Annotated in this window: 22 protein-coding genes; 9 read left to right on the top strand and 13 right to left on the bottom strand. The window is 60.1% G+C overall.

Annotated features, from left to right (window positions below):
- The 5 genes from ACKZ62_RS17130 to gloB all read right to left on the bottom strand — a co-directional run bounded on the left by ACKZ62_RS17130 (window position 1) and on the right by gloB (window position 7229).
- A complete protein-coding gene (locus ACKZ62_RS17130; RefSeq protein WP_122681402.1) occupies window positions 1-1077 on the bottom strand; it encodes a microcin C ABC transporter permease YejB in 1077 nt (358 codons plus the stop codon).
- The gene (locus tag ACKZ62_RS17125; protein ID WP_447095565.1) at window positions 1078-2916 is read right to left on the bottom strand and encodes an extracellular solute-binding protein; all 1839 of its coding nucleotides are present in this window, start codon (window positions 2914-2916) and stop codon (window positions 1078-1080) included.
- A complete protein-coding gene (locus ACKZ62_RS17120) occupies window positions 2913-4742 on the bottom strand; it encodes an extracellular solute-binding protein (RefSeq protein WP_447095564.1) in 1830 nt (609 codons plus the stop codon). Before ACKZ62_RS17120 ends, ACKZ62_RS17125 begins: the two co-directional genes overlap by 4 nt.
- 211 nt (window positions 4743-4953) lie before the next feature.
- Entirely contained in the window at window positions 4954-6363 is a 1410-nt protein-coding gene (locus tag ACKZ62_RS17115; RefSeq protein ID WP_032885820.1) for a lytic transglycosylase domain-containing protein, read from the bottom strand.
- A 98-nt stretch (window positions 6364-6461) separates the two neighbouring features.
- The gene (gene gloB, locus ACKZ62_RS17110; RefSeq protein ID WP_447095563.1) at window positions 6462-7229 is read right to left on the bottom strand and encodes a hydroxyacylglutathione hydrolase; all 768 of its coding nucleotides are present in this window, start codon (window positions 7227-7229) and stop codon (window positions 6462-6464) included.
- A gap of 65 nt (window positions 7230-7294) precedes the next feature.
- Between gloB and ACKZ62_RS17105 the strand changes: the two genes are divergently transcribed.
- From ACKZ62_RS17105 to ACKZ62_RS17085, 5 genes are all read left to right on the top strand, one after another.
- The gene (locus ACKZ62_RS17105) at window positions 7295-8053 is read left to right on the top strand and encodes a class I SAM-dependent methyltransferase (protein ID WP_032885822.1); all 759 of its coding nucleotides are present in this window, start codon (window positions 7295-7297) and stop codon (window positions 8051-8053) included.
- A gap of 45 nt (window positions 8054-8098) precedes the next feature.
- Complete coding sequence (gene rnhA / locus ACKZ62_RS17100; RefSeq protein ID WP_017738572.1) at window positions 8099-8551, top strand: ribonuclease HI; 453 nt, start codon at window positions 8099-8101, stop codon at window positions 8549-8551.
- 73 nt (window positions 8552-8624) lie between these two features.
- Entirely contained in the window at window positions 8625-9365 is a 741-nt protein-coding gene (gene dnaQ, locus ACKZ62_RS17095) for a DNA polymerase III subunit epsilon (RefSeq protein ID WP_163033241.1), read from the top strand.
- A gap of 201 nt (window positions 9366-9566) precedes the next feature.
- The gene (locus ACKZ62_RS17090) at window positions 9567-11822 is read left to right on the top strand and encodes an Orn/Lys/Arg family decarboxylase (RefSeq protein ID WP_032885824.1); all 2256 of its coding nucleotides are present in this window, start codon (window positions 9567-9569) and stop codon (window positions 11820-11822) included.
- A gap of 20 nt (window positions 11823-11842) precedes the next feature.
- Window positions 11843-12412, top strand: a complete 570-nt coding sequence (locus ACKZ62_RS17085; RefSeq protein WP_032885825.1) for a GNAT family N-acetyltransferase — start codon at window positions 11843-11845, stop codon at window positions 12410-12412.
- On the opposite strand, the gene ACKZ62_RS17080 is transcribed toward ACKZ62_RS17085, so the two are convergent.
- The gene (locus ACKZ62_RS17080) at window positions 12409-13302 is read right to left on the bottom strand and encodes a LysR substrate-binding domain-containing protein (RefSeq protein ID WP_122681398.1); all 894 of its coding nucleotides are present in this window, start codon (window positions 13300-13302) and stop codon (window positions 12409-12411) included. The two genes, ACKZ62_RS17085 and ACKZ62_RS17080, sit on opposite strands and share 4 nt — an antisense overlap.
- 180 nt (window positions 13303-13482) lie before the next feature.
- On the opposite strand from ACKZ62_RS17080, the gene ACKZ62_RS17075 reads away from it, so the two are divergent.
- Entirely contained in the window at window positions 13483-13821 is a 339-nt protein-coding gene (locus ACKZ62_RS17075) for a hypothetical protein (protein ID WP_447096967.1), read from the top strand.
- 61 nt (window positions 13822-13882) lie between these two features.
- Here the strand turns inward: ACKZ62_RS17075 and ACKZ62_RS17070 are convergent, their stop codons facing one another.
- Window positions 13883-14119: a hypothetical protein gene (locus tag ACKZ62_RS17070; protein ID WP_032885828.1), complete on the bottom strand. Its 237-nt coding sequence runs from the start codon at window positions 14117-14119 to the stop codon at window positions 13883-13885.
- Between the two features lie 228 nt (window positions 14120-14347).
- Here ACKZ62_RS17070 and ACKZ62_RS17065 point away from each other — a divergent pair, with 228 nt between their 5' ends.
- Window positions 14348-14905: an NADPH-dependent FMN reductase gene (locus ACKZ62_RS17065; RefSeq protein WP_032885829.1), complete on the top strand. Its 558-nt coding sequence runs from the start codon at window positions 14348-14350 to the stop codon at window positions 14903-14905.
- Between the two features lie 53 nt (window positions 14906-14958).
- Here the strand turns inward: ACKZ62_RS17065 and poxB are convergent, their stop codons facing one another.
- Complete coding sequence (poxB, locus tag ACKZ62_RS17060) at window positions 14959-16683, bottom strand: ubiquinone-dependent pyruvate dehydrogenase (RefSeq protein ID WP_032885830.1); 1725 nt, start codon at window positions 16681-16683, stop codon at window positions 14959-14961.
- 78 nt (window positions 16684-16761) lie between these two features.
- Window positions 16762-17994: an NADH:flavin oxidoreductase/NADH oxidase family protein gene (locus tag ACKZ62_RS17055; protein ID WP_447095562.1), complete on the bottom strand. Its 1233-nt coding sequence runs from the start codon at window positions 17992-17994 to the stop codon at window positions 16762-16764.
- Window positions 17995-18065: 71 nt separating this feature from the next.
- Between ACKZ62_RS17055 and ACKZ62_RS17050 the strand changes: the two genes are divergently transcribed.
- On the top strand, window positions 18066-18470 hold the full coding sequence (locus ACKZ62_RS17050; protein ID WP_447095561.1) for a MerR family transcriptional regulator: 405 nt from the start codon (window positions 18066-18068) through the stop codon (window positions 18468-18470).
- Window positions 18471-18511: 41 nt separating this feature from the next.
- Here ACKZ62_RS17050 and ACKZ62_RS17045 read toward each other — a convergent pair whose 3' ends face one another.
- Entirely contained in the window at window positions 18512-19006 is a 495-nt protein-coding gene (locus tag ACKZ62_RS17045) for a DUF934 domain-containing protein (RefSeq protein WP_260367262.1), read from the bottom strand.
- Window positions 18990-20648 (bottom strand): nitrite/sulfite reductase, encoded by a 1659-nt coding sequence (locus tag ACKZ62_RS17040; protein ID WP_032885834.1) that lies wholly within the window; start codon window positions 20646-20648, stop codon window positions 18990-18992. Before ACKZ62_RS17040 ends, ACKZ62_RS17045 begins: the two co-directional genes overlap by 17 nt.
- A 422-nt stretch (window positions 20649-21070) precedes the next feature.
- On the opposite strand from ACKZ62_RS17040, the gene ACKZ62_RS17035 reads away from it, so the two are divergent.
- The gene (locus tag ACKZ62_RS17035; protein WP_401380932.1) at window positions 21071-22138 is read left to right on the top strand and encodes an ABC transporter substrate-binding protein; all 1068 of its coding nucleotides are present in this window, start codon (window positions 21071-21073) and stop codon (window positions 22136-22138) included.
- On the opposite strand, the gene ACKZ62_RS17030 is transcribed toward ACKZ62_RS17035, so the two are convergent.
- Together ACKZ62_RS17030 and metH are read right to left on the bottom strand one after the other, a co-directional pair.
- Entirely contained in the window at window positions 22135-22353 is a 219-nt protein-coding gene (locus tag ACKZ62_RS17030; protein WP_032885836.1) for a DUF2970 domain-containing protein, read from the bottom strand. The genes ACKZ62_RS17035 and ACKZ62_RS17030 overlap by 4 nt on opposite strands.
- Before the next feature lie 127 nt (window positions 22354-22480).
- On the bottom strand, window positions 22481-26191 hold the full coding sequence (gene metH / locus ACKZ62_RS17025) for a methionine synthase (RefSeq protein ID WP_095185926.1): 3711 nt from the start codon (window positions 26189-26191) through the stop codon (window positions 22481-22483).

Genomic DNA, 26191 nt, shown 5'->3' with positions numbered 1-26191 from the left:
TCAATGCTCCCGGCTGGCGAAGTCGATACGCGGATCGACCAGGGTGTAGGTGAGGTCGCCGATCAGTTTCACGATCAGCCCCAGCAGGGTGAAGATAAACAGCGTGCCAAACACCACCGGGTAGTCGCGGTTGATCGCCGCTTCAAAGCTCATCAGGCCCAGGCCGTCGAGGGAGAAGATCACTTCCACCAGCAACGAGCCGGTGAAGAAAATCCCGATGAACGCGGACGGAAACCCGGCGATCACCAGCAGCATCGCGTTACGGAACACATGGCCGTAGAGCACGCGGTTGTTGGTCAGGCCCTTGGCCTTGGCGGTGACCACGTACTGCTTGTTGATCTCGTCGAGAAAGCTGTTTTTGGTGAGCAGCGTCATGGTTGCGAAGTTGCCGATGACCAGCGCAGTGATGGGCAATGCCAGGTGCCAGAAGTAGTCAAGGATCTTGCCGCCCCAGCTCAACTCGTCGAAGTTGTTGGAGGTGAGCCCGCGCAACGGGAACCAGTCGAAGTAACTGCCGCCGGCAAATACCACGATCAGCAGGATGGCGAACAAAAACGCCGGGATCGCGTAGCCGACGATGATCGCCGAACTGGTCCAGACGTCGAAATGGCTGCCATGCCGCGTGGCCTTGGCGATCCCCAGGGGGATCGACACCAGGTACATGATCAGCGTGCTCCATAGCCCGAGGGAGATGGACACCGGCATCTTTTCCTTGATCAGGTCGATGACCTTGGCGTCACGGAAGAAGCTGTCGCCAAAATCCAGCTGGGCGTAGTTCTTGACCATGATCCACAAGCGTTCCGGCGCCGACTTGTCGAAGCCGTACATCTTTTCGATTTCCTTGATCAGCGCCGGGTCCAAACCTTGGGCGCCGCGATAGCTGCTGGAACCGGCCACCGAGACTTCGGCGCCGCCGCCGGCAATGCGACTGGTGGCGCCTTCAAAGCCCTCAAGCTTGGCGATCATCTGTTCCACCGGACCACCGGGGGCGGCCTGGATAATGATGAAGTTGATCAGCAGGATCCCGAACAGCGTGGGGATGATCAGTAACAGGCGGCGAACAATATAGGCCAGCATTTAATCGCCTCCGCTCGCCGAATCGGCGTTCGTGTCGGTGTCCAAGGTGACGGCAGGTTTGACATTGGGTTTGCTCCACCAGGTGGCTGTGCCCACGTCGTAGCGCGGCGGGACTTTGGGGTGCCCCAGGTGGTCCCAATACGCCACGCGGAACGTCTTGATGTGCCAGTTGGGGATCACGTAGTAGCCAAACTGCAGCACGCGATCCAGCGCTTTGGCATGGGCTACCAGGCTTTTGCGCGAATCGGCGTCGATCAGTTCTTCCACCAACTGGTCCACCGCTGGGTCCTTGAGGCCCATGTAGTTGCGGCTGCCAGGCTTGTCGGCGCTGGAAGACTTCCAGAACTCCCGTTGTTCGTTACCTGGCGAAGTGGACTGCGGGAAGCTGCCCACCATCATGTCGAAGTCCCGAGAGCGGACACGGTTGACGAACTGCGAGACGTCCACCCGACGGATTACCAGGTCGATGCCCAGGTCCGCCAGGTTGCGCTTGAAGGGCAGCAGGATGCGTTCGAACTCGGTCTGTGCCAGCAGGAACTCGATGGTCACAGGTTTACCCGTGGTGTCGACCATCTTGTCATCAACGATGCGCCAGCCGGCCTCCTGCAGCAGTTGGTAGGCCTCGCGTTGCTGGGCGCGGATCATGCCGCTGGCGTCGGTTCTGGCCGGCTCGAAGGCCTGGGTGAAGACTTCGGCCGGGATTTTGTCGCGCAGGGGCTCGAGGATTTTCAGCTCATCCGGGCCGGGGAGGCCGGTGGCGGCCATTTCAGAATTTTCGAAGTAACTGCGGGTGCGGGTGTAGGCGCCGTTGAACAGCTGTTTGTTGCTCCACTCGAAGTCCAGCAACAGGCTGATGGCCTTGCGCACGCGCACGTCCTGGAACATCGCCTTGCGCGTATTGAACACAAAACCTTGCATGCCCGTGGGGTTGCCGTTGGGGATCTCTTCCTTGATCAACCGGCCCTGGGTCACTGCCGGAATGTTGTAGGCGTTGGCCCAGTTCTTGGCGCTGAATTCCAGCCAGTAGTCGAACTGCCCGGCCTTCAACGCTTCCAGGGACACGGTGCTGTCGCGGTAGTAGTCCGTGATGCGGTTATCGAAATTGTAGAAACCCTTGGTGATCGGCAGGTCCTTGGCCCAGTAGTCTTTGACCCGCTCGTAGCGGATCATGCGCCCGGCCTTGACCTCGGCCACCTTGTACGGCCCGCTGCCCAGCGGCACCTCCAGGTTGCCCTTGGCGAAGTCCCGCGTGGCCCACCAATGCTTGGGCAGTACCGGCAGTTGGCCGAGGATCAGTGGCAACTCGCGGTTGTTGGTTCGCTTGAATTTGAACAACACCCGCAGCGGGTCTTCGGCGACCACTTCATCGACATCGGCGTAGTAGGTGCGGTAGATCGGCGAGCCTTCCTTCATCAGTTCCTGGAACGTGAACACCACGTCTTCGGCGCGGATCGGGTGGCCGTCGTGGAACCGCGCTTCGGGGCGCAGGTAGAAACGCACCCAGCTGTTGTCCGGGGCTTTTTCGATCTTGCCGGCGACCAGGCCGTATTCGGTGATGGGTTCGTCCAGGCTCTGCATGGCCAGGGTGTCGTAGATCAGACTGATGTTGTCGGCCGGCACGCCCTTGCTGATAAACGGGTTGAGGCTGTCGAAGCCGCCCATGCTCGATTCGCGGAAGGTGCCGCCCTTGGGGGCATCCGGGTTCACATAGTCGAAGTGCTTGAAGTCGGCGGGGTATTTCGGCGGCTCGTTGTAGAGCGTCAGCGCATGTTGCGGCGCCGCGTGGGCTGCGGAGCACAGCAACAGGCCGGCAAACAGTGAAGTACGCAAAGACATCATTGGGCTTTCTCCGACGCTTTCAGCCACCACGCGCTCAGGCCCAGGCTGTAGGGCGGCGTGGTGACAAAGGCGAACCGGTTACGGTACGCCAGGCGATGATAGTTGAGGTACCAGTTGGGAATGCTGTAGTGCTGCCACAGGAGCACTCGGTCCAGGGCGCGGCCGGCGGCCAGTTGTTCTTCGCGGGTCTGGGCGGCCAGCAGTTGTTCCAGCAGGTGATCGACAATGGGGTTGGCGATGCCCGCGTAGTTCTTGCTGCCCTTGATTGCGGCCTGGCTGGAGTGGAAGTACTGCCACTGCTCAAGGCCGGGGCTCAGGGTCTGATTGAGGGTGATCAGGATCATGTCGAAGTCGAACTGATCCAGGCGCTGCTTGTATTGCGCGCGGTCAACGGTGCGCAGCCGCGCGTCGATGCCGATGCTGATCAGGTTCTCGACATAGGGCTGCAGGATGCGCTCCAGGTTCGGATTGACCAGCAGAATCTCGAAGCGCAGCGGTTGCCCGTCCTTGTTGAGCAGGCGTTGGCCCGACAGCCTCCACCCGGCTTCGCCCAGCAGCGACAGGGCGCGGCGCATGTTTTCACGGGGGATGCCGCGCCCGTCGGTCTGCGGCAGGCTGAAGGCTTGGGTAAACAGGTTCGCCGGCAATTGCTCGCGGTACGGCGAGAGCATCAGCCATTCGTGGCCCACGGGTACGCCGGTCGCCGCGAACTCGCTGTTGGGGTAGTAGCTCAAAGTGCGTTTGTAGGCGTTGCTGAACAGCGTGCGGTTGGTCCATTCGAAGTCGAACATCAGCCCCAGGGCTTCGCGCACCTTGGTCTGGCTGAAGGTCGGCCGGCGGGTGTTCATGAACAGGCCCTGGCTCTGGGTGGGGATCTGGTGAGCGATCTGCGCCTTGATCACGTCACCCCGGTTCACCGCCGGGAAGTTGTAACCATTCGCCCAATTCTTGGCCTGGTGCTCGATATAGATGTCGAACTCGCCGGCCTTGAAGGCTTCGAAGGCCACGTCGCTGTCGCGGTAGAACTCCACCTCGACCTTGTCGTAGTTATAGAAACCCTGGTTGACCGGCAGGTCCTTGCCCCAGTAATCCTTGACCCGTTCGAACACCAATTGGCGCCCAGGCGTGACCTTGCTGATACGGTAAGGCCCACTGCCCAGCGGCGGTTCGAAGGTGGTCGCCTTGAAATCGCGGTTTTTCCAATAGTGTTGGGGCAGCACCGGTAACTCGCCCAGGCGCAGGATCAGCAGCGGGTTGCCGGCGCGCTTGAATACAAAGCGGATGCGGTGACGGTTGAGGATGTCCACCCGCGCCACTTCCTGCAGGTTGGTGCGGTACTGCGGGTGGCCTTCGGTCAGCAGGGTGCGATAGGAAAACGCCACGTCATACGCGGTGATCGGCTTTCCATCGTGAAAGCGTGCTTCCGGGCGCAGGTTGAACACTACCCAACTGCGGTCCTCGCTGTACTCCACCGATTGGGCAATCAATCCGTAACTTGAGGTTGGCTCATCGCCGGATGGCGCGTACTGGCCGGTGCCGACCATCAATGGTTCGTTGAGCTCATTGACGCCGTATTGCAGGAAGTTGGGGGTTGAAACCGGGCTTGAGCCTTTGAACGTGTAGGGGTTGAGCGTATCGAAGGTGCCAAATGCCATGACCCGCAAGGTCCCGCCTTTCGGCGCTGCAGGATTTACCCAATCGAAGTGGGTGAATTTGGCTGGGTATTTGAGCCTGCCGAACTGCGTATACCCGTGGCTCTCGGTAATCGTCGCGTTCGCACCAAAGCTCAAGGCCAGACTTATTAGTAGAAGGAGGGGACGCTTCAAGTCAGAGATCCGATCCAGGCGGCTTGGGCTTTATGGTCGGTACAGTAACAGCTTGTTCCGGTTGGAAAAAGCCGGTTGGGAACACTGGAGATTCAGTGTAGGAGGGGGCTTGCCCCCGATAGCAGTTTGTCAGCCACCAGATTCATTGGCTGATCCACCGATATCGGGGGCAAGCCCCCTCCCACATTGGTTCTACAGTGTTCTGAAAGCCTTAGCGCGGCCCGGAAACTACCAGCATCTGCCCCGGCTTCAATGCCTGGCCAGTACGCGGGTTCCAACGCTTGAGATGTTGCATCTCGACGTTGAAACGCTTGGCGACGATGTACAGCGAGTCGCCTTTCTTGACCTTGTACTGCACCGGCTTCTTGCTGCTGGCTACTGCGCGGCGGGTGTCCTGCATCACCAGGGTCTGACCAACCTTGAGGGCCTGGCCGTTAAGCTTGTTCCAGCGTTGCAGGTCATGCACATCGACCTTGTTGGCCTTGGCGATCAGCGTGAGGTTGTCGCCGCTGCGCACCTTGTAGCTTCGGCTGCGGCCGGCAACCCGTGCGGTCTCAACTTCGTCGAAGACCTGTTTCTTCGGGCGCATCGCCAGTAATTCTTCAGGCTTCATCGTCGAAAGGGTGCTGGTCAGCAACTGCGCCTTGGAACTCGGTACCAACAGATGCTGCGGGCCATCCAGGGTGGTGCGTTGTTTCAGGGCCGGGTTGAGCTGGAACAGCTCGTCTTCATCGATTTCAGCCAGCGCAGCGACCCGTGACAGGTCCATGCTTTGCTTGACTTCAACCACTTCGAAGTAAGGCGTGTTGGCAATCGGGTTCAGGTTGACGCCGTAGGCCTCAGGGGCCAGCACCACCTGGGACAGCGCCAGGAACTTGGGCACGTAATCCTTGGTTTCCTGGGGCAGGGGCAGGTTCCAGTAGTCGGTGGGCAGACCGAGCTTCTCGTTGCGCTCGATCGCCCGGCTCACCGTGCCTTCGCCGGCGTTATAGGCTGCCAGCGCCAGCAGCCAGTCGCCGTTGAACATGTCGTGCAGACGGGTCAGGTAGTCCAGGGCGGCGGTGGTGGAGGCGGTAATGTCGCGGCGGCCATCATAGGCGCGGGTCTGGCGCAGGTTGAAGTAGCGCCCGGTGGAGGGGATGAACTGCCACAAGCCGACGGCATCGCTGCGCGAATAGGCCATTGGGTTGTAGGCACTTTCGATCACTGGCAGCAGCGCCAGCTCCAGGGGCATGTTGCGTTCTTCAAGGCGTTCGACGATGTAATGAATGTAGAGACTGCCGCGTTCGCCGGCGTTCTCCAGGAAGGACGGGTTGCTGGCGAACCACAGGCGCTGTTGCTCGATGCGCGGGTTGACGCCAACGTTGTCCTGCAATTGAAAGCCCCGTCGCATGCGTTCCCAGACATCCTGCGGTACTTCGGGAGCAGGTTTTTCTGAAAGCCAGATGACGGGTTTCTGTTTGATTTTGGCAGTAAGGTTGGGCTTGGGTTGCACGGTGGATTGTGCAGTGAAATTGGTCGATTGGCAGCCCGCCAGCGTTGCGGACACAGCCACCGCCACAGCTTGAGCCAGGCGGGTCAATGCGTCTGAATGGTTGGATTTACGAATAGATGACGACATTGGCTGGAAGTAAGTTCCGGGCAAAAATGTCGGGCGATTCTAGAAAGCACTTTGGTTCCGGTCAACCATTCAGAAATTACGTATCAGATTGCATCGTCTTAGAACTTATCTTTCCAAGCCCTCAAGCTAGCAAACACCTCGGCCCCAGAGCGGTTGTCGCGGCCATTCCGTTCGTCCGCTTTTTGTTTAACGGATGTTTCAGAAGTACGCAGAAAAGGGTTGGTGCGTTTTTCCAATGCCAGGTTGGAGGGCAGTGTTATCTCACCACGGGCCCGGAGTTGGCGGACGACTTCCACCCGTTCGGCGATATCGGCGTTGTCCGGTTCCACTGCCTGGGCGAACTTGAGGTTACTTTGTGTGTATTCGTGGGTGCAGTACACCAGCGTGTCGGCGGGCAGTGCGGCCAGGCGCTCAAGGGAAGTGTGCATCTGCTCCGGCGTGCCTTCGAACAGGCGGCCGCAGCCAGCGGCGAACAGGGTGTCGCCACAGAACAGCGCGCCCTGGTGATAGAAGGCGATGTGGCCGAGGGTGTGGCCTGGCACGGTATAGATGTCAAAGTCCCAGCCGAGCACGTTGATGCAATCGTTATCCTGCAGGGCGACGTCCCGCGCCGGGATCTGCTCGTTGGCCGGTCCGTAGACCTTGGCATCGGTCACGCGCTTGAGTTGCTCGACGCCACCCACGTGATCATGGTGATGGTGGGTGATCAGGATGTCGCTCAGGGTCCACTCCGGATGTTGCGTAAGCCAGGCCAGTACCGGCGAGGCATCGCCGGGATCGACCACCGCGCAACGTTGGGTATGCGGGTCCTGTAGCAACCATATGTAGTTATCGGTGAAGGCGGGCAGAGCACTGATCTGTATCATTCTTCGATTCGCCAAGCTGAACACATTGGTGCATCTTAGAACGTCTAGGCGAGTTGGAGAATGCAATGACTGATAAAGCGTTCGCCCAGGCCGATCCTGAGTGGCTGGCCCTGATCGGCGCGGCCCGCGAATGGCTGTCCGGGCCCATCGGGCAATTTTTGCTGGATGAAGAACGGCGCATGCTCGAAGACGAGTTGGGTCGTTTCTTTGGTGGCTACCTCGTGCATTACGGTCCCTCGGCACAGACGCCGCCGTCTGCGCCGCAGGTGCAGCGCAATGTGCGCCTGGGTGCGCCGTTGCCGGGCGTAGAGATCGTTTGTGAGGAACAGGCCTGGCCGTTGAGCGAGCACGCTGCCGATGTGGTGGTGTTGCAGCATGGCCTGGATTTCTGCCTGTCGCCTCACGGGTTGCTGCGCGAGGCGGCGAGCAGCGTGCGCCCTGGTGGCCATTTGCTGATTGTTGGTATCAACCCCTGGAGCAGTTGGGGGCTGCGCCATGTGTTCGCTCATGATGGCCTTCGCCAGGCGCGCTGCATCTCGCCGTCGCGGGTGGCGGACTGGTTGAACCTGCTGGGCTTCGCGCTGGAGAAACGCCGCTTCGGGTGCTATCGTCCGCCGCTTGCCTCGACCAAGTGGCAGGCACGCCTGGCCGGCTGGGAACGCCGCGCGGGTGCCTGGCAACTGTCGGGCGGCGGCTTCTATTTATTAGTAGCGCGCAAGATTGTGGTCGGGCTGCGGCCAGTGCGCCAGGTGCCCCGCCAGCCCATGGGCAAGCTGGTGCCGATGCCCATGGCCAAGGTCAATCGCAAGCAAAGCGAACCGTAAAACCTTTTTGATTTCAGATCCCGCCTGTTTTGATGGATGTAACCGATGACCGATACCGTAGAACTCTTCACCGATGGCGCCTGCAAGGGCAACCCAGGCCCCGGCGGCTGGGGCGCGTTGCTGGTGTGCAAGGGCGTCGAGAAGGAACTGTGGGGCGGCGAAGCCAACACCACCAACAACCGCATGGAATTGATGGGCGCGATTCGCGGCCTTGAAGAACTCAAGCGTCGTTGCAACGTACTGCTGGTGACCGACTCGCAGTATGTGATGAAGGGCATCAACGAGTGGATGGTCAACTGGAAAAAGCGCGGTTGGAAGACCGCCGCCAAAGAACCGGTCAAGAATGCCGACCTATGGCAACTGCTCGATGAGCAATGCAATCGCCATGACATCACTTGGAAGTGGGTACGTGGTCACATCGGCCACCCCGGCAACGAGCGTGCCGACCAGTTGGCCAACCGTGGCGTGGATGAAGTGCGGGGCTACAAGCAAAGCTGATGCCGTCTGACGTGTTAACATCCCGCCCTTTGACGCACACCACCACCCCGTTGAGAGCTGAACCCTGATGGCCATCCGATCTGTTGTACTCGATACCGAAACCACCGGCATGCCGGTGACTGACGGCCACCGGATCATTGAAATCGGCTGTGTCGAACTCATGGGTCGGCGCCTCACCGGGCGTCACTTCCACGTCTACCTGCAACCGGATCGCGACAGTGACGAAGGCGCCATCGGCGTCCACGGCATCACCGACGAGTTCCTCAAGGGCAAGCCGCGTTTTGCCGAGGTGGCCGATGAGTTCTTCGAATTCATCAACGGCGCCCAGTTGATCATCCATAACGCGGCGTTCGACGTCGGCTTCATCAACAACGAATTTGCCCTCATGGGGCAGACGGATCGCGCGGATATTTCCCAGCACTGCTCGATCCTCGACACCTTGATGATGGCCCGGGAGCGTCACCCTGGCCAGCGCAACAGCCTGGATGCGTTGTGCAAGCGGTATGGCGTCGACAACTCCGGCCGAGAACTCCACGGCGCCTTGCTCGACTCCGAGATTCTCGCCGACGTCTACCTGACCATGACCGGCGGGCAGACCAGCCTGTCCCTGGCCGGCAATGCTTCCGATGGCAGCGGCTCTGCGGAAGGCTCGGGCAATCGTCCTTCGGAAATCCGGCGCCTGCCGGCAGATCGCAAGCCGACCACCATTCTCCGCGCCAGCGAGCAGGACATGGTCGAGCATGCGCAACGCCTGGAAGCGATTGCCAAGTCGGCGGGCGCGCCGGCGCTGTGGACCCAGTTGACACAACAATAGCCCTGCGTGGGTCCGATCAACCTGTGGGAGGGGGCTCGCCCCCGATAGCGGTGGATCAGCCAATCAACTATTAGCTGACACACCGTGATCGGGAGCAAGCCACCTCCCACAGTTGATCTGCATAGCTTTCAAAATCTTCATTCGCGTCATCGCTTCCCAGCTTCTACCCTGAGTGCATAGCCCTCAGGACTCCACGCCCTCATGTACAAAGACCTGAAGTTCCCTATCCTTATCGTGCACCGCGACATCAAGGCCGACACCGTTGCCGGCGACCGGGTCCGCGGCATTGCCAGGGAGTTGGAACAAGAGGGCTTCAGTGTTTTTTCCGCCGTGGACTACGCCGAAGGTCGGCTAGTGGCGTCTACCCATCACGGCTTAGCCTGCATGTTGATCGCCGCCGAAGGCGCTGGCGAAAATACCCATCTGCTGCAAAACATGGTTGAGCTGATTCGCTTGGCGCGGGTACGGGCACCGAACCTGCCGATCTTTGCCTTGGGCGAGCAAGTCACCCTGGAAAACGCCCCGGCCGATGCCATGAGCGAGCTCAATCAACTGCGTGGCATCCTTTATCTGTTCGAAGACACCGTGCCATTCCTGGCCCGGCAAGTGGCCCGCGCTGCGCGCACCTACCTGGATGGCCTGTTGCCGCCGTTCTTCAAGGCCTTGGTGCAGCACACCGCTGATTCAAATTATTCCTGGCACACCCCCGGCCATGGCGGTGGCGTGGCCTACCGCAAAAGCCCGGTGGGGCAGGCTTTTCATCAGTTCTTTGGGGAAAACACCCTGCGTTCGGATTTGTCGGTCTCTGTCCCCGAATTGGGCTCGCTGCTGGACCACACTGGCCCCCTGGCCGAAGCAGAGGCTCGTGCTGCCCGTAATTTTGGCGCTGACCACACCTTCTTTGTGATCAACGGCACTTCCACCGCCAACAAGATTGTTTGGCACTCGATGGTCGCCCGCGATGATTTGGTGCTGGTGGACCGCAACTGCCACAAGTCGGTATTGCACTCGATCATCATGACCGGCGCTATCCCGCTGTACCTGTGCCCGGAGCGCAACGAGCTGGGCATTATCGGCCCGATCCCCCTGAGTGAATTCAGCCCCGAGTCGATCCGCGCCAAGATCGACGCCAGCCCGTTGACCCGTGGCCGGCCAGCGAAAGTGAAGTTGGCCGTGGTCACCAACTCCACCTATGACGGCCTGTGCTACAACGCCGAGCTGATCAAGCAGCAATTGGGCAACAGCGTCGAGGTGCTGCACTTTGACGAAGCCTGGTACGCCTACGCGGCGTTCCACGAATTCTTTGCCGGGCGCTATGGCATGGGCACCTCGCGCACTCCGGACAGCCCACTGGTGTTCACCACTCACTCCACTCACAAGTTGTTGGCCGCGTTCAGCCAGGCCTCGATGATCCATGTACAGGACGGCGGCGCCCGTCAGTTGGACCGTGACCGTTTCAACGAGGCGTTCATGATGCACATCTCCACCTCGCCTCAGTACAGCATCATCGCGTCGCTGGACGTGGCTTCGGCGATGATGGAAGGCCCTGCCGGGCGTTCGTTGCTCCAGGAAATGTTCGACGAAGCCCTGAGTTTTCGCCGCGCGCTGGCTAACCTCCGCCAGCATATCGCCGCTGAAGATTGGTGGTTCTCGATCTGGCAGCCGCCGTCGGTGGCGGGCATCGACCGCGTCGCGACGGAGGACTGGCTGTTGCAGCCGCAGGATGACTGGCATGGCTTTGGGGATGTGGCCGAAGATTATGTGTTGTTGGACCCGATCAAAGTGACGCTGGTCATGCCCGGTCTCAATGCCGGCGGTGCCTTGAGCGATTGTGGGATCCCTGCCGCTGTGGTCAGTAAGTTCCTCTGGGAGCGCGGGTTGGTGGTGGAGAAGACCGGGTTGTATTCCTTCCTCGTGTTGTTTTCCATGGGCATCACCAAAGGCAAATGGAGTACGTTGCTCACCGAGTTGTTGGAATTCAAACGCAGCTACGACGCGAATGTCAGCCTGGCCAGTTGTTTGCCCTCGGTGTTTGCCCAAGGCCCGGCGCGTTATCAGGGCCTGGGGTTGCGCGACCTGTGCGACCAATTGCACAGCTGTTACCGCAGCAACGCCACCGCCAAACACCTCAAGCGCATGTACACCGTACTACCGGAGATTGCGATGAAACCGGCGCACGCCTACGACCAATTGGTAAGGGGTGAAGTGGAAGCAGTGTCGATTGATGCCTTGCCAGGACGCGTCGCAGCCGTGATGCTGGTGCCGTATCCGCCTGGCATTCCGTTGATCATGCCCGGCGAGCGCTTTACCGAGAGCACCCGCTCGATCATCGACTACCTGGCATTTGCCCGTACGTTCGATAGCAGTTTTCCCGGTTTTTTTGCCGATGTTCACGGGTTACAACACGAAGATGACGGCAGTGGTCGTTGTTACACCGTCGACTGCATCAAGGGTTAAGGATGTTTATGCAAGCTGTAATGAACCCGAAGTATCCAGGGCTCAGTGTGCGAGTCGCCGACGAAGGTTTTGATGCCTACGTGTGGGGCAATGACTTCAGTTTCGAGGTCAGCGCCTACAGCGTGCCGGAGATGGGCAAGCGCGTCGATCAATGGCCGCTGGAGCGTATCCTGCCGTACCGCAAATGTTATGGGATTGATCCTGAGGAGTTCGCCAGTTTCCGCGATGCCCCAGACAGTGCGATCTTCATGGCCTATCTGGATGATCGACCGGTGGGGCATGTCGTGGTCAGCACCAACTGGAATGGCTTTGCCCATGTGGATGAACTGGCGGTGGTCTTGCCGGCGCGGCGGCACGGTGTAGCCAAGGCCTTGCTGGATGTAGCGCAGTTCTGGAGCCGCAAGAAAAACCTGCCGGGCATGATGCTCGAAACCCAAAACAACAACCTCGGCGCCTGCCGCCTCTATGAGCGATGCGGCTATGTGATGGGCGGGATCGACCACCTGCGCTATCGCGGCATTGACCCGCAAACTCGCGAAGTGGCGATTTTCTGGTATCGGCTGTTCAAGGCCGAAGTCGACAAGGCTTAACTCAGCAGCAGGCTTTCAGCCTTCTGCGTGACAATCTCCAGCAATGCATTCATCGCTGGAGAGGCCACGCCATCCTTGAGGGTCAGCGCGTACAGGCTGACCATCATTGGCGGCGACACCGGGCACGCATCCAGTCCGGCCTCTTGCGCGCCAAACGCAGTGAAGGGGTCGACAATCGCCAAGCCTTCTCCCGCTTCTACCATGCTGCGCATCATCTGGTAGGTCTGCACCCGCGTCTGCACCACCGGAAGCGGCCGTAGGGCTTGCAGCTTGGCGTCCAGCAGGCGGCTGAGCGGGTCTTGCCCCTCCAACCCGATCATCGACTGGCCGGCCAGGTCCTGTAGTGCAATGTACTTCTGCTTGGGTTTGAGCCAGCCGTGGGGCGCGAGCAACTGCAGTTTGCCTTGAGCCAGCACGGTGCTGACGATTTGCGGGTGTTCCGGGTCATGCAGGCTCAAGCCGACATCGGCCTCATGCAGCAACAGGCTCCTGACGATCTCCCTTGTGGGCTGGCTTGATAGGTTGCACGGGGTGTCCTGAAAGCGTCGACGCAGCACCGCGATACTTTGCGGCAGCAGTTGATTGGCCAGGGGCGGGGTACAGAGCGCACGCAAGGGCGGGGCGTGATGGTGTTTCAAACGGCTGGCCAGGCGTTGCACCGGTTCCAGCGCTTCGTATATATGGGCGATTTCTGCCTGCAGTTCGAGGGTTTCCCGTGTTGCCTGCAAGCGCCCGCGCACGCTGGCAAACAGCATAAAGCCCAGTTGCTGCTCGGCTTCCTTCAGCGCCGCGTCCACATCGCCCACGGGGAGTTGCAACCATTCGGCGGCCGTGCCGAGGTGTCCGGTCTGCAAGATGGCCTGAATCACTTCGATATGACGTAAACGCATGGCCGGAGTCTATGTGCAGTGTGGTGGGGTTTCAATGGTGCAAGCGGTCGTGCGCAAAAAAGACGGTGCAAGTCGCCTATGCCACTGGCGTTCAGCCACGACCTTACTAAAATGGCTCGTCTGATCATCAACGACCAAAGCCGGGTACCGGCACTACAACAAAAACAGGTCTGGTCTCGAATGCCTATTCCCTCGATGTTCTTCGGGGTAACGGCCAAGCAACTCCTGGTTCTGGTGACCGTGGGGTGCGCGGCGGCTTATCTCTTCAATAATCACGACAACAACACACCGGAAAGCCTGGCGCTCGAAGCGTTTATCCGTGCCCAGGAACAGGTCAGCGAACAAGTGGGGGCGGTGTTGGGGGTGACCTTGATCAGGCAGGTGGAGGCGTATCCCGCGTACAACACGTCGGGCTACACGCGCTCGATGTACGCCGTGGAAGGGGAGCGGGGGCACTTGCTGGTCACGCTCAAGCAAGGCGAGCAGGGCATCGAAGTGACGGAAATCCGCAGCCCCTGATCACCCCAGCCCAGTCAACGCCAGCAATGGCCAGGACTGAGCAGGTCATCAAGGCGAGATCTTATGAAGCGAGGGTGGTTTGCGATTCGCGGACAATAATGATGCCCGACTGGATCAGTTTGAACTCATCGCCTTCCAGTTTTTCTACACGGTCGCCAATGGCCAGCTTGTAGGTTGTGGTGGGCGCCGAGCCAGCCAGGTCGCCTTGCGCCGGGTTGGATTCCTGGAACTCATGCACGGAATAAACGCGACCTTCCGCGTCTCTGGCATGGAACTGTCCGACAAGTACTGCTGCCATCTGTTTAGAACCTCTGGAGATAAACACTCGATTTGCGGTTCTGTAGACCGTAATAAAGAGGGGTAGTTTGCCTACGGAAAAAAAATACTATTCGCTGGGATTTTACGACGCCTCCTACGCAGAGAGGTGCGAGGCAAACGTCTGGAGGATTCTCAAAACCTTCTGGTGAACCTGTCGTGAAGCCTCTATAACTACAAGCTCCTTTAGTCAGACATCGGGAAAACCTCAATGAGCAAGGTCTACACGATTGCCGTCCTGGTTGGCAGCTTGAGAAAACAGTCGATCAACCGCAAGGTCGCGTTGGCATTGGCCGAACTGGCCCCAGCCAATCTGAAGTTGAACATCGTCGAAATTGGCGATTTGCCGCTCTACAACGAAGACATCGACGCTGATTCACCGCCGGCAGCCTACAGTACTTTCCGCAAACAGGTGAGTTCATCCGACGCGGTGCTGTTCGTGACCCCGGAATACAACCGCTCGGTGCCGGCCCCGTTGAAGAACGCGATTGATGTGGGTTCCCGTCCTTATGGGCAAAGCGCCTGGAGCGGCAAGCCGGGTGCGATCATCAGTGTGTCGCCTGGTGCTATCGGAGGCTTTGGCGCCAACCACCATCTGCGTCAGTCCCTGGTGTTCCTGGATGTATGGTGCATGCAGCAGCCCGAAGCCTACCTGGGTGGGGCGGGCAGTGTGTTTGATGAGTCGGGCAAAGTGTCGGAAAAGACCAAGCCGTTTTTGCAGGCGTTTATCGATGCCTACGGCCAGTGGGTAGAAAAACAAACGGCTTGAGTTGGCAATAGCGTAAAGCGTGGGAAGGGGTTGCCCCCTCCCACATGCTTAGATCAGCGCAGCCAGTTGGTCCGCGCCAGCTCGATTACCTCATCGCCACGCCCACTCATCACCGCCTTGAGCATGTACAAGCTAAACCCCTTGGCCTGCTCCAGCTTGATGCTCGGTGGCATCACCAGTTCCTGGGTGGCAGTCACCACGTCCACCAGCACCGGGCCATCGTGGGCCAGGGCGCGGCGCAGGGCGGGCTCCAGGTCTTCGGACTGCTCCACACGAATGCCCAGGATACCCATGGCATTGGACATCGCCGCGAAATCCGGGTTTTTCAGTTCGGTGCCCGCGTCCAGATAACCCGCCGCCTTCATCTCCATGGCGACGAACCCCAGTGACGAGTTATCAAACACGATGACTTTCACCGGCAACTTCAGCTGCGCCAGCGAGATGAAATCCCCCATCAACATGGCGAACCCGCCATCGCCGGACATCGAAATCACTTGCCGACCCGGGAATGCTGCCTGCGCGCCGATGGCCTGGGGCATGGCGTTGGCCATGGAGCCGTGGTTGAACGAGCCGATCAGGCGGCGTTTACCGTTCATCTTCAGGTAGCGCGCCGCCCAGACCGTGGGCGAACCGACATCGGCGGTAAAGATCGCATCATCGTCGGCCAGCTCACTGAGCAATCGCGCGACGTATTGCGGATGGATCGGCCGGTTGGCTTTTGAAGGTTGCGCAAGGTCATCGAGCCCCTGGCGGGCTTTCACGTAATGCTTCAATGAAGTCTCAAGGAAGCTGCGATCCGTCTTGCGGGTCAAGCGCGGAAGGAGGGCGTCGATGGTTTCGCCCACATCTGCGGCGATGCCCAAGTCCAAGGTAGCGCGACGACCCAATGCCTGTGGGTTGCGGTCGACCTGGATGATTTTTGCGTCCGTAGGGTAGAACTGGCGATATGGAAAGTCCGTGCCGAGCATGATCAGTGTGTCGCAGTCGAGCATGGCGTGGTAACCGGAGCTGAAGCCGATCAGGCCAGTCATGCCCACATCAAACGGGTTATCCCATTCCACATGTTCTTTGCCGCGCAGGGCGTGCACCACCGGCGCACCCAGCGTATCGGCCAGGGCCACCACTTGCGCATGGGCGCCCGCACAGCCGCTGCCACACAGCAGCGTGACTTTTTCACTGTCCTTGAGGATCTCGCTCAAGTGCAGCAGATCGGCCTCCGCAGGCAGTGTGCGTGGCGCGTGCAGGGCCGGCCACGGCTTGAGGGTGTCTTCGACTTCCAGCAGCGACACATCCCCCGGAATCACCACCACTGCTACGCCGCGATTGAGGATCGCCGAGCGCATGGCGCGGTGCAGCACTTGGGGCATCTGCGCGGGGTTGGTGACTAGCTCGATGAAGTGACTGCATTCCTTGAACAGTTCCTGGGGATGGGTCTCCTGGAAGTAGTTCAAGCCAATTTCCGAAGACGGAATCTGCGCGGCAATCGCCAGCACTGGCACATGGTTGCGATGGCAGTCGAACAGACCATTGATCAAGTGCAGATTGCCCGGCCCGCAGCTGCCTGCACACACCGTCAACTCGCCGGTGGCTGCTGCTTCGGCACCGGCGGCAAACGCGGCGACTTCTTCGTGGCGCACATGCATCCACTCAATGCTGTCCATGGTGCGTAAGGCGTCGGTGAGGCCGTTGAGGCTGTCGCCGGTCAGGCCCCAAATGCGCTTGATGCCCGCCTGTTCAAGGGTGGTCGCCAGTTGCTGGGCCAGGTTGATTTTCGCCATGAAGCACTCCAATCGTCAGTGAGGTTAAAAAACTGCTGATCAATAGGGGACAGCTCGATCACGGCGAATGCTCCGTCTTTAATGTGAAGATTGCGTCATGGCCGCACGGTACTGCCGAGTGCGCCGAGCGATTAACCATTGGTCACACGCCAGGGCCAGCCAGGGGATAACCTTGGGGTTGGGCAAACGACCACGGCTGAGGCGGCGCATCTGGCCGCGCACCACGGCGAGCGTAGCGAGTGAGGCCAGGGGCTTGCGCTTCCAATCGATCGGTTTGAGTTGCGGGTTGAGGTCGCGTCCTTCGCGCCAATGCTTGATCAATTGTGGTTCCAGGGTCAGGGCGGTGGCGATACCGGCCATGGCGACGCCGCTGTCCAGTACCTGCTTCACGATAGGCAGTCGGCGAATGCCACCGGTGACCATCACGGGCATGGTGGCGACGCTGGCCATTTCTGCGGCAAATTCTAGGAAATACGCCTCACGGGCCAGGGTGCGACCATCCCGCGCTTCGCCTTGCATGGCGGGCGCCTCGTAGCTGCCACCGGACAATTCCAACAAGTCGATGGGCAACGGGTTGAGCATTTCGACCACCGCGCGCGCATCGGTTTCATCGAAGCCGCCACGCTGGAAATCCGCCGAGTTGAGTTTGACCGCCACGCAAAACGACGAGCTGACACTGGCGCGCACGGCGTGAATCACTTCCAGCAACAGGCGCGCGCGATTTTCCAGCGAGCCGCCCCAACGGTCGCTGCGGTGGTTGCTCAAGGGCGAGAGAAATTGACTCAGCAAATAGCCGTGGGCGCCATGGATCTGCACCCCGGTAAAGCCGGCTTTCTCGGCCAGGCGTGCGCTGGTTGCGAAGCGCCGGATCACGTCCTGAATATCGTCTTCGGTCATCGCTTTTGGTGTGGCGAACATCTTGGAAAAGCTGCCCAGGTCCAGCGCAATGGCAGACGGTGCCAAGGCTTGTTGGCCGAGATTGGCCATGGTCTGGCGCCCTGGATGGCTGAGCTGCATCCAGAAGTGCACGCCCTTGTTACGGGCTACATCGGCCCATTCGCGAAAGCTGTCCAGGTGCTCTTCGTTTTCCAGGGCCACGCCGCCGGGGCCGGTCATGGCGTGGCGGTCGATCATCACATTGCCGGTCAGCAGCAGGCCGGGTTCGCCGTCTGCCCAGGCCTTGTACAACTGCTTCAATTCGCGGGACGGCGCTTGGTTGATATCGGCCATGTTCTCTTCCATCGCAGCCTTGGCGATGCGATTGGCGATGATTTGGCCGTTGGGCAGTTGCAGGGCTTCAAAAGGTGACATGAGTTGACTCCTGAGCGGGGGAGGGCTCAGGCTAAGCTTAAAGTTAACTTTAATGTCAAGCAGGCGTTGTGATGAATATTGGTGAGCTGGCAAAACAGAGCGGTCTGGCCGCTTCACGCATTCGTTTTTACGAGAGCGAAGGGTTGATCAGTCAGGTCGGACGCCAGTCCAACGGATACCGTCGTTATGCGCCAGAGGTCTTGCAGACCCTGCAATTGATTCAAAGTGCGCAGCAGGCCGGGTTTACCTTGCAGGAACTCAAGGCGCTGATGCCCGCGCCTGGAGAGCACAAGCGCGACGAGTTGATCGAGGCTCTGGAGCGCAAAGTGGCACAGATCGAAGTGATGCAAGCGCAATTGGCCCACAGCAAAGCGCAGTTGCTGGGCGTGATCGAGGCCGTGCGGGCGCAGCCGCAAGGCGTGCCATGCTCCATGGGGCAGAAGCAGGTGCTGGCGTCGATAAAACTTCAACCATAAAAAAAGCCCTGGCATGCCAGGGCTTTTTCATGTCCGCAGACTTAACGCCGGCGAAACAGCGGCAACGGCTCATCGGTTGCAGCCTGGTACGTCACCGAGAAGTCCTTGAGGCTTTCCAATGCTTCGTACGGGTCTTTGTCTGCGCGCAGCGCGAAGGCATCGAACCCGCAACGGCGCAGGTAGAACAGCTGGTCGCGCAGCACATCGCCGATCGCCCGCAGCTCACCTTTGTAACCATAACGGTCACGCAGCAAGCGTGCGTTGGAGTAGTTGCGACCGTCGGTGAAGGCCGGGAAATTCAGGGCGATGACCTGGAAGTGTTCCACGTCAGGACCGATCTCCTCGGCTTCTTCATCGGCGTCCAGCCACACACCCAGGCCGCCGTCGCGGGCCTTGAGCGCGTGGCCATGCTCGCGCCACAGGGACAGCGGCACGATCAGGTCGTCGCAGTTGGAGATGCCGTCGAAGCTCGCGTCCTTGGGCAGCAGGTGCCAGGTTTCGTCGAGGACTTCGTTGTTCTTAATGATTCGCTGCATAGACGCGCTCCTTGAACAGGTCAATGCCGATGCGCTGGTAGGTGTCGATGAAACGCTCATCTTCGGTGCGCTGTTCGATGTACACATCGATCAGTTTGCCGATCACCTCGGGCATGGCTTCCTGGGCGAAGGACGGGCCGAGGATCTTGCCCAGGCTCGCATCGCGGCTGGCGCTGCCACCCAGGGACACTTGGTAGAATTCTTCGCCTTTCTTGTCCACGCCCAGGATGCCGATGTGGCCGACGTGGTGGTGACCACAGGCGTTCATGCAACCGGAAATGTTCAGGTCCAGCTCGCCGATGTCGAACAGGTAGTCCAGGTCGTCGAAACGGCGCTGGATCGATTCGGCAATCGGGATCGACTTGGCGTTGGCCAGGGAGCAGAAATCGCCGCCTGGGCAGCAGATGATGTCGGTCAGCAGGCCAATGTTCGGCGTGGCGAAACCGCCTTCGCGCAGTTCGCCCCACAGGGTGAACAGTTGGCTTTGCTCCACATCCGCGAGAATGATGTTCTGCTCGTGGGAGGTGCGCAGTTGACCGAAGCTGTAACGGTCGGCCAGGTCGGCAACGGCGTCCAGCTGCTTGTCGGTGATATCACCTGGGGCAACACCGGTAGGCTTGAGCGACAGGGTTACGGCCACATAGCCCGGCTTTTTGTGCGCCAGGGTGTTGCGCGTACGCCAGCGGGCGAAGCCCGGGTGCTGCTGGTCGAGTGCGGCGAGTTCGGCGTCCTGATTGCTCAGGGCCTTGTACTCGGGGTCGACGAAGTGCTTGGCGACGCGGTGTACTTCGGCTTCGGTCAGGGTGGTCTGGCCGCCGCGCAGGTGTTCCATCTCGGCATCGACTTTCTGGGCGAATACCTCAGGGGTCAGCGCCTTGACCAGGATCTTGATCCGGGCCTTGTACTTGTTGTCACGACGGCCATAGCGGTTGTAGACACGCAGGATGGCGTCGAGGTAGCTCAACAAGTCTTGCCACGGCAGGAACTCGTTGATAAACGCGCCAACTACCGGGGTACGGCCCAGGCCGCCGCCCACCAGCACACGGAAGCCCAGCTCGCCAGCGGCGTTGTAGACCGGCTCCAGGCCGATGTCGTGGACTTCGATGGCCGCGCGGTCCGAGGTCGAGCCGTTGACGGCGATCTTGAACTTGCGCGGCAGGTAGGCGAACTCTGGGTGGAAGGTAGTCCATTGACGGACGATTTCGCACCATGGGCGTGGGTCAATCAACTCATCGGCGGCAACACCGGCGAATTGGTCGGTGGTCACGTTGCGCAGGCAGTTACCGCTGGTCTGAATGGCGTGCATCTGCACGGTGGCCAGCTCGGCGAGGATATCCGGCACATCTTCCAGCGCCGGCCAGTTGAACTGTACGTTCTGGCGGGTACTGATGTGGGCATAGCCTTTGTCGAAGTCGCGGGCAATCTTGGCCATCATGCGCATCTGGCGCGAAGTCAGTTGGCCATAGGGCACGGCCACCCGCAGCATCGGCGCAAAGCGCTGAACATAAAGGCCATTTTGCAGGCGCAGAGGGCGGAACTCTTCTTCGCTCAGTTCACCTGCTAAGTAGCGTCGGGTCTGATCACGGAACTGCTTGACGCGGTCCTCGATGATGCGCTGATCGTATTCGTCGTATACGTACATATAGGTCCTGTTCTCGGCAAATCTGCGCGCACGGCCGCGCACTCCCAACGGAGCCGGCGCACGATACCAGTTTGCGTTTATGCGCAAAAGTGATGTTTGAGTATATGCAAATAACCAAAATGACTAATGAGAACAGTTATCGCGATATCCACATTTGTCATGCGGGCAATCATCAACTTTACTGTGAGCGAGTCTTAGTGCAATCACCTATAAAACCGACAAGAGGCGATGCGATGAGCAATCCGACAAAAGCCCGTAAACCCGACAGTACCGTGGATGCGTGGGCCATTCTGTTCTTGATCATTCTGGTGGTGGGAACTGCCGTGTTTTGGGTAAGCCACCAATAAAGGTGGTTGATCGAACCTCGATTGGTTTGGGCATTGCTACTATCATGGCGGCCTATTTTCGAGGCTCAGGCATCTATGTTGAAGGTGTTGATTACGTGTGTCTGGTTGCTGGGATCGACGTATGGAGTGATGGCTCATGCAACGTCGGTGGTCTTTCTCAATCCGGGCGTATCGACGGAAACCTTCTGGGTCAGCTACACGCAATTCATGCAGGCCGCCGCCAAGGACCTCGGCCTGGAATTGCGTGTGCGTTATGGCGAGCGTAATCCCGACAATACGCTGCTTCAGGCGCGTGAGGTGCTGCAAGGCAGCCAGCGACCTGATTACCTGGTGCTGGTGAATGAGCAATACGTTGCACCGCAGATCCTGCGCATGGCCGAGGGCAGTGGCGTCAAGCTGCTGTTGGTGAACAGCGCGCTGACCCCCGACCAGATGCATTTGCTGGGAACCCGCAGTGGCATCCGTTTGATCGGCAGCCTGGTCGCTGACGATGAAGAGGCTGGCTACCTGATGCTCCGCGACTTGCTGCGCCAGCACGGACCGGTTGCGCCCGGTCAATCCCTCGACCTGTTGGCCTTTTCCGGCGTCAAGACCACGCCGGGCGCGCAATTGCGTGAGCGGGGCATGCGTCGGGCGCTGGCCGAACATCCCGAGGTGCGCCTGCGTCAGTTGGTCTACGGTGAATGGAGCCGCGAGCGCGCCTTCGAGCAAGCGACGCAACTGTTCAAGCGCTACCCGCAGACGGCGCTGGTGTGGTCGGCCAACGATCAGATGGCGCTGGGCGCCATGCAGGCGCTGCAGGCCAGCGGGCGGTTACCGGGTAAGGACGTGCTGTTCAGCGCGGTCAACAGCTCGCCGGAGATTTTGCAGGCTCGACTGGACGGACGCTTGTCGTCCCTGGTCGCCGGGCATTTCACTGTCGGCGGCTGGGCCATGGTGTTGGTTCATGATGATGCCAAGGGCCTGGACATTGGCGCATACGGCGGGCGCGACCGGCAGTTGACGTTGTTCCAATTGATCGATGCCGGCCAGGCGCGGCGTTTGTTGGGGCCGACACCGTCGGTGAATTTTCGCGTGCTGTCGGCCCAGGGCAAGCCCGAGTCCTATCGCTACCCATTCAGCCTACGTCTGTTGCTGCGCTAGACGCCGGCCAGGTGCAGCACCAGCTTGACGATTCCAAACAAGGTCAAGGCAAACACCGCCGTAAACAGGATGCCCAGGATCACAAAGTGGCTGGGCTTGCCATGGGTGAAGTCGCGGGCCCGATTCTTGCCGCTCTGCACGCCAAACGCAGCGGCCACCACACTGTGGAGCATCTGCCAGAAGGTAGGGGGCTTGTAGTTGGCTGGATCGTCCATACGTCCCTCGACACAAGGTGTGTGAGGGATAGCATAGACGATTGCCCGAGGCGGGTTCGGGGAGGCGACGCGCAGTGTCACGGGCTGCATGCCCGCGTTGAGCGTGGGCACGTTTCTCCGTCAGGGCTTAGTTGTCGTAACCCAGGTTCGGCGCCAGCCAGCGCTCGGTCACGGCCAGGTCCTGGCCCTTGCGGGCGGTGTAACTGGCGACCTGATCCTTGTCGACCTTGCCCACGGCAAAGTACTGCGCTTGCGGGTGGGCGAAGTACCAGCCGCTGACCGCCGCCGCCGGGAACATCGCGTAGTGTTCGGTAAGGAACACACCGCTGCGCCCGGCGTGCATTTCGCGGGCCTCGGGGTCGAGCAGTTGGAACAACTGGGCTTTCTCGGTGTGATCCGGGCACGCCGGGTAGCCGGGAGCAGGGCGGATACCGCTGTATTGCTCTTTGATCAGCGCCTCGTTGTCCAGTTGCTCGTCCTTGGCGTAGCCCCAGTGCTCTTTACGCACTTGCTGGTGCAGCCACTCGGCGCAGGCTTCGGCCAGACGGTCGGCCAGGGCCTTGACCATGATCGAGTTGTAATCGTCGCCGGCATCCTGGTAGGCCTTGGCCACTTCTTCGGCGCCGATGCCGGCGGTGGTGATAAAGCCACCGATGTAGTCGGTCACGCCGCTGTCTTTAGGCGCGACGAAGTCGGCCAGAGAGAAGTTCGGCTTGCCGTCGGTCTTGATGATCTGTTGGCGCAGGTGGTGCAGTTTGGCAATTGGCTGGCCGTCGTCGCCGTACACTTCAAGGTCATCGTCCTGCACCTGGTTGGTCGGCCAGAAACCAAACACCGCACGGGCGCTGATCAGCTTTTCATCGATCAGCTTCTTGAGCATTTCCTGGGCATCCGCGTACAGCGCGGTGGCGGCTTCGCCCACCACTTCATCGGTGAGGATGCGTGGGAATTTGCCGGCCAGGTCCCAGGAGATAAAGAACGGAGTCCAGTCGATGTACTCGGCCAGGACGTTGAGGTCGATATTGTCCAGCACCTTGGCACCGGTAAACGTCGGCACCACCGGTGTGTAGTTGCTCCAGTCGAACTGCGGCTTCTTGGCGATGGCCGCCGGGTAGCTCAGGCGTTCGGTGCGCGCACTGCGGTTCGAGGTGCGCTCACGCACATCGATGTATTCCAGGCGGGTCTTCTCGACGAAGCCGGCTTTTAACTCCTTGGACAGCAACTGCGTGGCCACGCCCACCGCGCGTGAGGCGTCGGTGACGTAGATCACCGCGTCGTTGCTGTACTTAGGCTCGATCTTCACCGCCGTGTGCGCCTTGGAGGTGGTCGCGCCGCCGATCATCAGGGGCAGGTGGAAGTCCTGACGCTGCATCTCGCGGGCCACATGCACCATCTCGTCCAGGGACGGCGTGATCAGGCCGGACAGCCCGATAATGTCGCACTTCTGCTCCTTGGCCACCTGCAGGATCTTCTCCGCCGGCACCATCACACCCAGGTCGACGATGTCATAACCGTTGCAACCGAGCACTACGCCGACGATGTTCTTGCCGATGTCATGCACGTCGCCCTTCACCGTGGCCATCAGGATCTTGCCCTTGGCTTCCGGCTTGTCACCTTTTTCCAGTTCGATGAACGGGATCAAGTGAGCCACGGCCTGCTTCATCACACGGGCGGATTTCACCACTTGGGGTAGGAACATTTTGCCCGCGCCGAACAGGTCGCCGACGATGTTCATGCCGGACATCAGCGGGCCTTCGATCACTTCGATCGGGCGCGCGAACGACTGCCGGGATTCCTCGGTGTCTTCAACAATGTGGGTGGTGATGCCCTTGACCAGCGCGTGTTCCAGGCGCTTGTTCACCGGCCAACCGCGCCATTCCTCGGTCTCGGCCTCTTTTACGCTGCCGTCGCCCTTGTATTTGTCGGCGATGGCGAGGAGTGCGTCGGTGCCTTCCGGGGTGCGGTTGAGGACTACATCTTCAACGGCTTCGCGCAGCTCGGCCGGGATCTGGTCGTAGATCTCCAACTGGCCGGCGTTGACGATACCCATGGTCAGGCCGTTGCGGATCGCATACAGCAGGAACACCGAGTGGATCGCTTCGCGCACCGGGTTGTTGCCACGGAACGAGAACGACACGTTGGACACGCCGCCGGAGGTCAGCGCATACGGCAGCTCGTCGCGGATGTAGGCACAGGCGTTGATGAAATCGACGGCATAGTTGTTGTGTTCTTCGATACCGGTGGCGACCGCAAAAATGTTCGGGTCGAAGATGATGTCTTCCGGCGGGAAGCCGACCTCATTCACCAGGATGTCATAGGAGCGTTTGCAGATTTCTTTCTTGCGCGCTTCGGTGTCGGCCTGGCCGGCTTCGTCGAACGCCATCACCACCACGGCGGCGCCGTAGCGCTTGCACAGCTTGGCGTGGTGAATGAACTGCTCGACGCCTTCCTTCATGCTGATGGAGTTGACGATGCCCTTGCCCTGGATGCACTTGAGGCCGGCTTCGATCACTTCCCACTTGGAGGAGTCGATCATGATCGGTACGCGGGAGATGTCCGGCTCGCCGGCGATCAGGTTGAGGAAGGTCACCATGGCCTTCTTCGAATCCAGCATGCCTTCGTCCATGTTGATGTCGATCACCTGGGCGCCGGCTTCCACCTGCTGCAGGGCGACTTCCAGGGCTTCGGTGTAGTTGTCTTCGCGGATCAAGCGGGCAAAGCGTGCGGAGCCGGTGATGTTGGTGCGTTCGCCGACGTTGACGAACAGCGAGCTGCGATCAATGGTGAACGGCTCCAGGCCCGACAAGCGGCAGGCCTTGGGAATATCCGGGATCGGGCGTGGCGCATAACCGGCCACGGCTTTGGCGATGGCTTCAATATGACCAGGCGTAGTGCCGCAGCAGCCGCCGACGATATTGAGGAAGCCGCTCTGGGCAAACTCTTCGATGACTTTGGCGGTTTCCGAAGGCAGCTCGTCGTACTCGCCGAATTCGTTGGGCAGGCCGGCGTTCGGGTGTGCCGACACATGGGTGTTGGCCTTGTTGGACAACTCTTCCAGGTACGGGCGCAGCTCGCTGGCACCCAGGGCGCAGTTCAGGCCCACGGAAATCGGCTTGGCGTGGGCGACCGAGTTCCAGAATGCTTCGGTGGTCTGGCCCGAGAGGGTACGGCCGGAGGCGTCGGTGATGGTGCCGGAGATCATGATCGGCAATTCGATGCCGAGCTCTTCGAACACACCCTGCACGGCGAAGATCGCGGCCTTGGCGTTGAGGGTGTCAAAGATGGTTTCGATCAGGATCAGGTCCGCACCGCCTTCGATCAGGCCTTTGGTGGCCTCGGTGTAGTTTTCCACCAGTTCATCGAAGGTCACGTTGCGGTAGCCGGGGTTGTTCACGTCGGGCGACAGCGAGCAGGTACGGCTGGTCGGGCCCAGGACGCCGGCAACGAAGCGTGGCTTGTCCGGGTTCTCGGCGGTCTTGGCGTCCGCGATCTTGCGCGCCAGGCGTGCGCCTTCGACGTTCAGTTCATAGGCCAGCTCTTCCATGCCGTAATCGGCCATGGAAATGCGCGTGGCGTTGAAGGTGTTGGTTTCGAGGATGTCGGCGCCGGCATCCAGGTAGGCCTTCTCGATGCCGCCGATCACGTCCGGGCGGGTAATCACCAACAGGTCGTTGTTACCCTTGACGTCGCTCGGCCAGTCGGCAAAGCGTTTGCCACGGTAGTCGTGCTCTTCCAGTTTATAGCTCTGGATCATCGTGCCCATGCCGCCGTCGAGGATCAGGATGCGTTCCTTGAGGGCGTGGTGGAGGGCTTGCAGACGAGCGCTACGATCGGACAT

It is taken from the genome of Pseudomonas sivasensis (assembly GCF_052938085.1).
This window is presented reverse-complemented; position numbering and strand designations above follow the sequence as displayed.